The sequence below is a fragment of the Geothrix mesophila genome (assembly GCF_022808835.1).
Taxonomy (GTDB): domain Bacteria; phylum Acidobacteriota; class Holophagae; order Holophagales; family Holophagaceae; genus Geothrix; species Geothrix paludis.
On sequence record NZ_JAKZLD010000002.1, the window covers coordinates 59,414 to 69,764 of the forward strand.

Annotated in this window: 8 protein-coding genes; 6 read left to right on the plus strand and 2 right to left on the minus strand. The window is 67.4% G+C overall.

Going from position 1 to position 10,351, the window contains the following annotated elements; all coding sequences use genetic code 11:
- Window positions 1–16: 16 nt before the first annotated feature.
- Together MLG87_RS07705 and MLG87_RS07710 are read right to left on the minus strand one after the other, a co-directional pair.
- Window positions 17–1,549: an MFS transporter gene (locus MLG87_RS07705; RefSeq protein ID WP_243294619.1), complete on the minus strand. Its 1,533-nt coding sequence runs from the start codon at window positions 1,547–1,549 to the stop codon at window positions 17–19.
- Between the two features lie 99 nt (window positions 1,550–1,648).
- A complete protein-coding gene (locus MLG87_RS07710; protein ID WP_243294620.1) occupies window positions 1,649–2,134 on the minus strand; it encodes an RrF2 family transcriptional regulator in 486 nt (161 codons plus the stop codon).
- Between the two features lie 340 nt (window positions 2,135–2,474).
- Here MLG87_RS07710 and MLG87_RS07715 point away from each other — a divergent pair, with 340 nt between their 5' ends.
- The 6 genes from MLG87_RS07715 (at window position 2,475) to MLG87_RS16285 (ending at window position 10,347) form a co-directional block, all read left to right on the plus strand.
- Entirely contained in the window at window positions 2,475–3,284 is an 810-nt protein-coding gene (locus MLG87_RS07715) for a c-type cytochrome (RefSeq protein ID WP_243294621.1), read from the plus strand.
- Window positions 3,285–3,302: 18 nt separating this feature from the next.
- Window positions 3,303–6,929, plus strand: coding sequence for a nitrate reductase subunit alpha (locus MLG87_RS07720; RefSeq protein ID WP_243294622.1), 3,627 nt, complete (start codon window positions 3,303–3,305; stop codon window positions 6,927–6,929).
- Between the two features lie 140 nt (window positions 6,930–7,069).
- A complete protein-coding gene (gene narH, locus MLG87_RS07725) occupies window positions 7,070–8,566 on the plus strand; it encodes a nitrate reductase subunit beta (RefSeq protein ID WP_279341183.1) in 1,497 nt (498 codons plus the stop codon).
- A 2-nt stretch (window positions 8,567–8,568) separates the two neighbouring features.
- Window positions 8,569–9,102 (plus strand): nitrate reductase molybdenum cofactor assembly chaperone, encoded by a 534-nt coding sequence (locus tag MLG87_RS07730; protein ID WP_243294623.1) that lies wholly within the window; start codon window positions 8,569–8,571, stop codon window positions 9,100–9,102.
- A complete protein-coding gene (gene narI, locus MLG87_RS07735) occupies window positions 9,092–9,766 on the plus strand; it encodes a respiratory nitrate reductase subunit gamma (RefSeq protein WP_243294624.1) in 675 nt (224 codons plus the stop codon). The genes MLG87_RS07730 and narI overlap by 11 nt, the downstream gene beginning before the upstream one ends.
- Window positions 9,763–10,347, plus strand: coding sequence for a cytochrome c3 family protein (locus tag MLG87_RS16285; protein WP_243294625.1), 585 nt, complete (start codon window positions 9,763–9,765; stop codon window positions 10,345–10,347). Before narI ends, MLG87_RS16285 begins: the two co-directional genes overlap by 4 nt.
- Window positions 10,348–10,351 lie beyond the last annotated feature (4 nt).

Here is a 10,351-nt window from a genome sequence, read left to right on the forward strand (position 1 = left end):
TCTCTCCAGGGGCGGTTCAGGCGGGTTCGGCGGCGCCGGGGCCGGCGAGGGCAGGGGCGGACGCCGGGCGTTCGAAGCGGGTGAAGAGGGTCTCATTCTGCTCGCGGGTGAGGCGGCGCACCACCGTGTGGAGCCAGACCAGGCAGACGACGGAGAGGGCGGCAAGGAACAGCCACATGGTGGTCCACAGGCCCGTGGCCTTTAGCAGGTAGCCGAAGAGGATGGGCCCCACGAAGCCTCCCAGGCCACCGATGACCCCCACGATGCCGCCCACCACGCCCACCTCGTCCGGGAAGTAGTCCGGGATGTAGCGGTAGACGGCGGCCTTGCCGATGCCCCACACGATGCCCACCACGAAGACCAGGAAGGTGAAGATCCACACGTTGGCCTGGAAGAACACATGGGTGGTGCCCGAGGCCAGCAGCTGCTTCTTCTTCACGCGGTCGCCCACCTTCACCATGGGCGTCTGCCAGAAGCGGCTCTGGGGCAGCACCATCATGCGCCCGTCCTGCCCCTCCGGTTCGGCTCCCTTCGTCCGGAAGGTGTAGGCCGCCCCTCCCACCACGATGCGGTCGGGGCCTACCTCCGTGACCACGCCGCCCACCTGGGCCAGCACCGAAGGTCCCGGACTCTCGATGGACATGCGCGGCACCATGAGGGCCGCGCAGGCGAAGATGCTGAGGCCGAAGGTCCAGTACATGACAGTCCGGGCGCCGAAGCGGTCGGACATCCAGCCCCCCGCCGCGCGGATGAGGCCGGAAGGGAGGCTGAAGAGGGAGGCCAGGAGGCCCGCCATAGCCAGGCTCATGCCGTAGACGCCCACGTAGTAGGGGATCAGCCACTGGGCCAGGGCCACGAAGCAACCGAAGACCAGGAAGTAGTAGAGGCCGAAGCGCCACACGCGCAGGTGGCGCAGGGGTGAGAGCATCTGGACGAAGGTCTTGCCCTTCGCGCCCTCCGCCTTCTTCTCGTGGGTCAGCAGGAAGAAGGCCACGGCCATGACCAGCAGGACCGCCGCATAGAGCTTGGGCAGCGTCCGCCAGGCTTCCAGGTTCGCCCCGCCCGCCGTGAGCTTCTTCAGAAGGAAGGGCGCCCCCATGCTGGTGAGGGCTGAGCCCGCGTTGCCCGCGCCGAAGATGCCGAGAGCCGTGCCCTGGCGTTCCTTGCTGAACCAGACACTGGAATAGGCGATGCCCACGGCGAAGGCGGCACCCGACAGGCCGAAGCCGAGCGAGGCTAGGAGGAAGCCTTGGTAGCTCTGGACGCTGCCCAGCAGCCAGGTGGGCAGGGCCGCCAGCAGGAGGAGGATGGTGTAGACCTTCCGCCCGCCGAAGCGGTCCGTGAGCAGGCCCACGGGCAGGCGCATCACCGAGCCCGTGAGCACGGGGATGCCGATGAGCCAGCCGATCTGGGCCGTGTCCCAGCGGAAGAGGCCGTTCTCCACCAGGAAGGTGACGAGGACGCCGTTCAGGGTCCACACGGCGAAGCAGAGGGTGAAGGCCAGGGTGCTCATGGCCAGGGCGGTGGCGGCTCGGGATCGGTCCGACATGGGCGGCTCCGGGTTTGAATGAAAAGCGGATTTAAATATCCTAAAATAATTCGCGGACTCGATTTCAGATCGTGATGGGGATCACGCGCTCTCGAATATCTATACGGGGGCGGCCACCGCGAGATCCGGGTCCTCGGGCGGTCCGGGGGCGGACTGGGCCGCCTGGAGGTCACGCAGCGAGGTCTGGGCCAGGACCCGGGTGAGGAGGGTCTGGAGGACGTCCCAGGCGGGCCGGATGGGACAGTGGCAGTCCTCGCCTTCGGCCGCGTGGCCCAGCAGGCAGTCCTCGAAGGGCTCCGGCCCCTCCATGGCCAGCACCACCTCCCGCAGGGTGATGTGCTCCGGGGCGCGGGTCAGGCGGAAGCCCCCCGTGGGGCCGCGGAGGGACTCCAGGAGGCCCGCGTGGCAGAGGGCCTGGAGGATCTTGGCCAGGAAGGGGCCGGGCAGGTCCAGCTCCGCGGCCAGGTTCCGGGCCAGCCGGTAGGTGCCATCCCCGGGCATCCGCACGAGGGCCTGCAGGGCGTAGCGCGTGGGGGCGTGGAAGAGGCTGCGCGGGTGCGGACAGCCGGGCTGGGGATGGTTCATGGACCTTCCGGAAGGGAAATAAAAGGAATTTGTAGTCTGAATATAGATCACTCATAAAACGGCGCCATGTCTGAATTTTGTGATTTTGTCACTGCGTAGGTGGGGAGTGCCCTTGCCTCGAGATCTTGAAGAAGACGGAGTCTCAAGATGATGACAAATGTCGATATTCATACTTAATCACTGATAATGAAACATTTTATTTAAATTTCAAATTCCCACAACTTCTGATGTGACCCCCCTTGCGCGGCCAGGGGAGGTGGAGCCATACTTGGCCGAATTTCAGAACAATCATTCCTAAAATTGCCGCGCCTCGTGCCGGCTGCTCCCTCGAGGAGGTGTTGTGTTCCCCAGGATCACGCCAAGGCAGGTGCTCGCCTGGATCTTCCTCGCCGTCCTGGCTCCGGCCCTGGTCGCGCAGGATGCGGAGGCCCAGTTCCGCAAGAGCTGCATGAGCTGCCACACCATCGGGGCGGGCCGGAAGGTGGGTCCCGACCTCAAGGGCCTGGGCCAGCGCCGGCCCCACGAGTGGGCGGCCAAGTTCATCCAGATGCCCTCCGCCCAGCTCGACGGTGGGGATCCCACGGCCGCGGCCCTCCTCCGGGAGTTCAACGGCACGCGCATGCCGGACCTGGGGGTGACCGCCGCCGAGGCCCTGGCCCTCCTCAAGCTCATCGACGACTACACGGCCGCCGGAAGGACCCTCGGCAGCGCGGCCATCGCCCGGGCCGCCACGCCCGCCGACATCCGGAATGGCCAGCAGCTCTTCATGGGATTCACCCGGTTCGCCTCTGGCGCGCCCGCCTGCATGTCCTGCCACAGCGCCCAGGGGCTGGGCGGCTTCGGGGGCGGACGCCTGGGACCGGACCTGACCGGGGCGTCTGGGAGACTGGGCGTGGGCCTGGTGCCCGCCATCGAGAACCCCGCCTTCCCCACCATGCAGGGCGTGTTCCAGAAGACGCCGCTCACGGCGGATGAGGCCTTCCAGGTGGGCAGCTTCATCAAGAGCCTGGCCGCCCAGCCCCCGGCCCGCACGGACATGGCCTTCCCCGTCCTCGGCATCGTGGGCCTCGTCTCCGGGATGCTGCTGGCCGGCCGCCTGGGCCGCCGGCGCTTCCGCGGCCTGCGCCGCAACCTCAAGCCACGCGCCTGATCCGGAAGGAACCGAGACATGACCGAGCGCAAGCAGAGCCACTGGATCACCGACATCGTCGATCCCGAAACCCGCTCCTGGGAGGAGTTCTATCGGAACCGCTGGGCCCACGACAAGGTCGTGCGCAGCACCCACGGCGTGAACTGCACGGGGAGCTGTGGCTGGAACATCTATGTGAAAGAGGGGATCGTCACCTGGGAGATGCAGGTGGTGGACTACCCCCTGCTGGACGAGAAGGTGCCGCCCTACGAGCCCCGTGGCTGCCAGCGCGGCATCAGCTTCAGCTGGTACCTCTACAGCCCCCTGCGGGTGAAGTTCCCCTACATGAGGGGCGCCCTCATGGACCTATGGGAAGAGGCCAAGGGCAAGCACCAGGACCCCGTGGCCGCCTGGGCCAGCATCCAGAACAACCCCGAGAAGCGCTCGCGCTACCAGCGCGCCAGAGGCAAGGGCGGCTTCCGCCGGGCCTCCTGGGGCCAGGTGGGTGAGCTCATCGCCGCCGCCAACATCCACACCATCAAGACCCATGGCCCCGATCGCATTGCCGGTTTCAGCCCCATCCCCGCCATGTCCATGCTGAGCTACGCCGCGGGCTCGCGCTTCCTCCAGCTCATGGGCGGCACCAACCTCAGCTTCTACGACTGGTACTGCGACCTGCCCCCCAGCAGCCCCGAGATGTGGGGCGAGCAGACGGACGTGCAAGAGAGCGCGGACTGGTACAACGCCAAGTTCCTGGCGGTCATGGGCAGCAACCTGAACATGACCCGCACGCCCGACTGCCACTTCGCCGCCGAGAGCCGCCACAACGGCACGAAGATGGTGGTGTTCAGCCCCGACTTCAACCAGGTGGCCAAGTACGCGGATGAGTGGATGCCCGTCCACCAGGGCCAGGACGGCGCCTTTTGGATGGCGGTGAACCACGTGATCCTCACGGAGTTCCACCACCAGAAGCAGGTGCCCTTCTTCCTGGAGTACCAGAAAACCTACACGGACGGGCCCTTCCTGGTGGAGCTGGTGGAGGCCGAAGGCGGGCTCCGCCCCGGCCAGCTCCTGCGGGCCGGGCGCCTCGCGAAGTACGCGGACGAGGAGCACGGCGAGTGGAAGTTCCTCATGTGGGACGAGGCCAGCGCCGCGCCCAAGATGCCCAAGGGCGCCGTCGGCCACCGCTGGGGCACCAAGCCGGGCCAGTGGAACCTGCTGCTCCAGGACGGGAAGGACGACAGCCCCATCGCGCCGTCGTTGACGTTCCTTGGCGAAGGCGTGGAACAGGTGTCGTTCGACGACTTCGCGGGCGGGAGCACCTGCCTGCGCGGCGTGCCCGTGCGGCGCGTGAAGCTGGCCGATGGCTCCGAGGCCACGGTTACCACCGTCTACGATCTGCTCATGGCCCAGTTCGGCGTGGAGCGCGGCTTGGGCGGCGCCTACCCGAAGGACTACGACGACGCCTCCGCCGTCTACACCCCCGCCTGGCAGGAGCGCATCACGGGCCTCTCGCGGCAGAACGTCCTGCGCTTCGCCCGCGAGTGGGCCCGCACGGCCGAACTGACCAAGGGGAAGTGCACCGTCATCATCGGCGCCGGCATCAACCACTGGTACCACAACAACCTCATCTACCGCGCCGCCCAGCACGCGCTGGTCTTCTGCGGTTGCATCGGCACCAACGGCGGTGGCCTCGCCCACTACGTCGGCCAGGAGAAGCTGGCGCCCGTGGCCTCCTGGTCCGCCATCGCCATGGCCCGGGACTGGGTGCCCGTGAACCGCCTCCAGAACGGGCCCAGCTGGCACTACGTCAACTCGGACCAGTGGCGCTACGAGCGCGAGTTCAAGGCCTACAACACCGTGCCCGACGGCAGCAGCCTCGTGGAGGGCCACTGCATGAACATGCAGACCCGCGCCGTGCGCAGCGGCTGGCTGCCCTTCTATCCCCAGTACAACGAAAGCCCGGTGGCCGTGGTGGCCGAAGCCCGCAAGGCCGGCGCCAAGGACGAGGCCGCCATCATCGCCAGCACCGTGGATCGCCTCAAGAAGAAGGACCTCCGCTTCTCTGTGGAGGATCCCGATGCCGCCGAGAACTGGCCCCGGGTCTGGTTCATCTGGCGCGGCAACGCCATCGGCACCTCCGCCAAGGGCCACGAGTTCTTCCTCAAGCACTACCTCGGCACCCACAGCAACGCCATCGCCGAGGAGGTGGCCGAGGGCACGCTGAAGGACGTGACCTGGCGGCCCACCGTGACCGGGAAGATGGACCTGGTGGTGGACATCAACTTCCGCATGGACACCTCGGCCCTGTACAGCGACATCGTGCTGCCCACGGCCACCTGGTACGAGAAGACCGACCTCAACTCCACGGACATGCACAGCTTCATCAACCCCCTCTCGGCGGCAGTCCCGCCCTGCTGGGAATCCCGGAGCGACTGGGACATCTTCAAGGACATGGCCAAGCGGGTGAGCGAGTTGGCCGCCAAGCACCTGCCCGAGCCCATCGAAGACCTCGTCTCCTCGCCCCTCACCCACGACAGCCCGGCGGAGATCGCCCAGCCCCACATCCGCGACTGGATGGCGGGCGAGTGCGAGGCCATTCCCGGCAAGACCATGCCCGGCCTCAAGGTGGTGACGCGGGACTACAAAGCCATCCACGAGAAGTTCATCGCCCTGGGTCCGCTCGTGCGCGAGCAGGGCCTCGGCGCCCATGGCGTGAAGTACCCCATCGAGGACATCTACGACCGCATGCTGGAGACCCACCCCACCGTGGAGGCCGGCGGCCAGAAGCGGCCCAGCCTGGAGGAGGACGTCCACGCCGCCAACGCGCTGCTGCACCTGGCGCCGGAGACCAACGGCGAGCTGGCCTACCGGGCCTACCAATACATGGAAGGGCGCACGGGCCTGCCCCTGAAGGATCTGGCCGAGCCTTACCGGAGTGTGCGGCGCACCTTCAAGGACCTGCTGTCCCAGCCTCGCCGGGTCATCAACAGCCCCTGCTGGTCCGGGCTGGTGGACGACACGCGGCCCTACTCCGCCTTCACCTACAACGTGGAGCGCATGGTGCCCTGGCGCACCCTCACGGGCCGCCAGCACTGCTACCTGGACCACGAGGGCTACCTGGCCTTCGGCGAGCACCTGCCCACCTACAAGCCCACGCCGCCGGCCCAGGTGCTCGGCGACCTGCGCTGCTCCAAGCGCGAGGGGAACACCCTGGCTCTGAACTTCCTCACGCCCCATGGGAAGTGGCACATCCACTCTACCTACGGCGACACCGAGCGCATGACCACCCTGTCGCGAGGCCAGGACCCCCTCTGGCTCAGCGAGGAGGATGCGGCCTCCATCGGCCTCAAGGACAACGACTGGGTGGAGATCCACAACGACAACGGCGTGGTGGTGGTGCGCTGCTGCGTCAGCGCCCGCATCCCGCGCGGCGCCTGCATCCAGTACCACGCCACGGAGCGCACCTACAGCGTGCCCAAGTCCCCCCTGCGCGGTATGAAGCGGGCGGGCATGAACAACAGCCTCACCCGCGCCCGTCTGAAGCCGAACCTCATGGTGGGCGGCTACGGGCAGTTCACCTACCACTTCAACTACTGGGGACCCACCGGCGTGAACCGCGAAACGGTGGTCTACGTCCGCAAGCTCGGCCAGCTGGTCTGGTAGGAGGCGGCCATGACTCATTCAATGGAACAAAAAAGCAACCGCGAAAGGCGCGAAAGGGCGCGAAAGCAAGTCCCGGGTTTTCCTTTTCGCGTATTTTCGCGTGATTTCGCGGATTCAGATTTTTCGCTGAGAGGTCTCTGATGGATATCCGCTCCCAAGTGGCGATGGTGTTCCACCTGGACAAGTGCATCGGGTGCCACACCTGCTCCATCGCCTGCAAGAACGTGTGGACGGACCGCAAGGGCGCCGACTACATGTGGTGGAACAACGTGGAGACCAAGCCCGGCACCGGCTACCCCACCCAGTGGGAGAACCAGGAGGAGTACAAGGGCGGCTGGGTGGTGAAGGACGGCAAGCTCCAGCTGCGCCTCACCTCCAAGGGCAAGTTCCTCCAGAAGATCTTCCACCAGCCGTCCCTGCCCACCATGGACGAGTACTACGAGCCCTGGACCTACCGCTACGAGGATCTCTTCAACGGGCCGGAGCAGGACGACCAGCCCACGGCCATCCCCGTCAGCAAGGTCACGGGCCAGTACATCGACATCGAGGCCGGCCCCAACTGGGACGACGACCTGGGCGGCTCGCCCCTCTACGCCCGAAACGACGTGAATCTCTCGGCCCTCAGCGAGGAGCAGCGGCTCCAGCTGCTCTCCATCGAGACGCTGGTGATGTTCTACCTGCCGCGCATCTGCAACCACTGCGCGAACCCGGCCTGCGTGGCGGCCTGCCCCAGCGGCGCCATCTACAAGCGGGGCGAGGACGGCATCGTCCTCATCAACCAGAACGTCTGCCGCGGCTGGCGTTACTGCGTGTCGGCCTGCCCCTACAAGAAGGTCTTCTACAACTGGAGCACGGGCAAGTCCGAGAAGTGCCTGCTCTGCTACCCCCGCGTGGAGACGGGCCAGGCGCCGGCCTGCTTCCACTCCTGCGTGGGCCGCATCCGCTACATGGGCGTGCTGCTCTACGACGCGGACAAGATCGAGGCCGCGGGCCTGAAGCCCGACGCCGAGCTGGTGACGGCCCATCGCGATCTGTTGGCCGACCCGAACGACCCCGCGGTGATCGAGTCCGCCCGGAAGAACGGCGTCAGCGAGCAGGTGCTGAAGGCCGCGCGGCAGAGCCCCGTCTACCGCTTCGTGAAGGACTGGGGCCTGGCCCTGGCGCCCCACCCCGAGTACCGCACCTTCCCCAGCCTCTTCTACGTGCCGGCCCTGGGCCCCGTCACCTACGCCATGGAGAACGGCGTGGCCCTCAATCCCACGTCCGTGGAGGAGATCTTCGCGCCCCTGGACCAGGCCCGCCTGCCCATGTCGTACCTGGCCAGCCTCTTCGGGGCTGGGCAGGAGGCGCCCGTGCGCTACGCCATGAAGAAGATGCTGGCCATCCGCACCTGGAAGCGCGCCACCGAGGTCGGCGACGTGGACCTGAAGGTGGCCCTGGCGGGCCTCCGCGAGGCGGACTGCGACCCGGAACAGGCCGAGGCCATCTACCGCCTCACGAGCCTCTGCAGCTTCGAGGACCGCTTCGTCATCCCGGCCTCCCACCGCGAGCAGGCGGTGGAGGTGCTCACCAACCCGCTGGAACAGAAGGGGGCGGCGGGATTCGGCTTCCGCGAAGCGCCCCAGAGGGGGTTCTGATCATGCGCATTCCGACGCACCTCATCCCCGGCATCGCCGTCCTGCTGCGCTATCCCGACGAGCGCACCCAGGCGCTGGCGGCCTCCCTGGCGGATGCGGCCATGGGCACGGGCCATCCCTGCCAGGAGCACCTGGAGGCCTTCGCCCTCACGGCCCGCGGCCTGGACCTGCGGGAGCTCCAGGAGCTCTACACCCGGGCCTTCGACCTCACCCCCGAGGGCACGCTGGACATCGGCTGGCACCTCTTCGGCGAGACCTATCAGCGGGGCCAGTTCCTGGCCATGATGCGCCACCACCTTCAGCTCCACGGCCTGGAGGAGGGGGGAAATCTGCCGGACCACCTGCCGAACCTGCTGGACCTGGGCATGCGGCTGGAGCGCCAGGACGCCATGGACCTGGTGGACGACTGCCTCCTGCCGGCCCTGGAGAAGGTGATCCCGGCCCTCCGGGAGAGCCCCTACCACCACGTGCTCCAGGCCCTCTTCCTCATCTTCACCGTAGACCGCAAAGCGGCGGAGGCGGCCTGTGCTGACTAACTTCCTCTTCGTGGGCTTCCCCTACGTGGCCCTGGTGCTGGCCATCGTGGTCAGCATCCTGCGCTTCACCTGGCGGCCCTTCAGCTACTCCAGCCTCTCCAGCCAGTTCCTGGAGTCCGAATCGCTCTTCTGGGGCTCGGGTCTCTGGCACTGGGGCATCCTCTGGGTGCTGTCCGGGCACCTCTTCGCCTTCTTCCTGCCCGAGGCCATCCTGGCCTGGAATGCCCGTCCCCTGCGGCTCTACCTGCTGGAGATCACCGGGCTCTCCATGGCCCTCCTGGCCCTGGTGGGCGTGGTGGCCCTCCTCGTCCGCCGCTTCACGGACCGGCGCGTGAAGGTGGTGACGAGTCCCCTGGACCTCGTGCTGCTCGTGGTGCTGCTCTACCAGGTGGCCAGCGGCATCGACGTGGCCATCCGCTACCGCTGGGGCAGCGCCTGGTTCTCCACCAACGCGGCGCCCTACCTCTGGAGCCTGATCAAGCTGGCGCCCCGGCCCGAGCTCATCGCGCCCCTGCCCTGGATGGTGAAGCTCCACTTCCTGAGCGGCTTCATGGTCATCCTGCTGCTGCCCTTCACGCGGCTCGTCCACTTCCTGGTGGTGCCCATCTGGTACTACTGGCGCCGGCCCCAGGTGGTGATGTGGAACCGGAAGGGGCTCCGGTGAGAGTCAGGACCGTCGCCATCACGGGCGCGGTGGCCCTCGGCGCCTCGCTCATGATCTTCGCCCTGAGCCTGGACACGCGCCTGCTCGGGGACCAGAGCGGCTACAAGCCCGCCCAGCCCATCCCCTATTCGCACGCGCTCCACGCGGGCGAGCTGAAGATGGACTGCCTCTTCTGCCACACCTCGGCGGAGAGCAGCCGCCACGCGGGCATCCCGCCCCTCAGCACCTGCATGAAGTGCCATGAGACGGTGCTGAACCGGGCGGGCACGCCCGTGGGCAAGTCGGATCCCAGCCCGGAGATCCAGAAGCTGCGGGACGCCTACGCCAGCGGCCGGGGCTTCGAGTGGGTCCGCATCCACCGCCTCCCCGCCCACGTCACCTTCCCCCACAGCCGCCACGTGCGGTCGGGCGTGGCCTGCCAGTCCTGCCACGGCGAGGTGCAGGGCATGGAGCGGGTGGAGCAGGCCATGGCCCTGACCATGGGCGAGTGCCTGGCCTGCCACCGCCTTGAAAACCAGAAGCAGCTCCTGGCCGGCCGCCCGCCCCAGGCCCCGACCGACTGCTCCGCCTGCCACCACTGAGGAG

Coding starts and splice junctions, on each gene's coding strand:
- MLG87_RS07705 (WP_243294619.1), bottom strand. CDS start 1,549: ATGTCGGACCGATCCCGAGCCGCCACCGCCCTGGCCATGAGCACCCTG.
- MLG87_RS07710 (WP_243294620.1), bottom strand. CDS start 2,134: ATGAACCATCCCCAGCCCGGCTGTCCGCACCCGCGCAGCCTCTTCCAC.
- MLG87_RS07720 (WP_243294622.1), top strand. CDS start 3,303: ATGACCGAGCGCAAGCAGAGCCACTGGATCACCGACATCGTCGATCCC.
- narH (WP_279341183.1), top strand. CDS start 7,070: ATGGATATCCGCTCCCAAGTGGCGATGGTGTTCCACCTGGACAAGTGC.
- MLG87_RS07730 (WP_243294623.1), top strand. CDS start 8,569: ATGCGCATTCCGACGCACCTCATCCCCGGCATCGCCGTCCTGCTGCGC.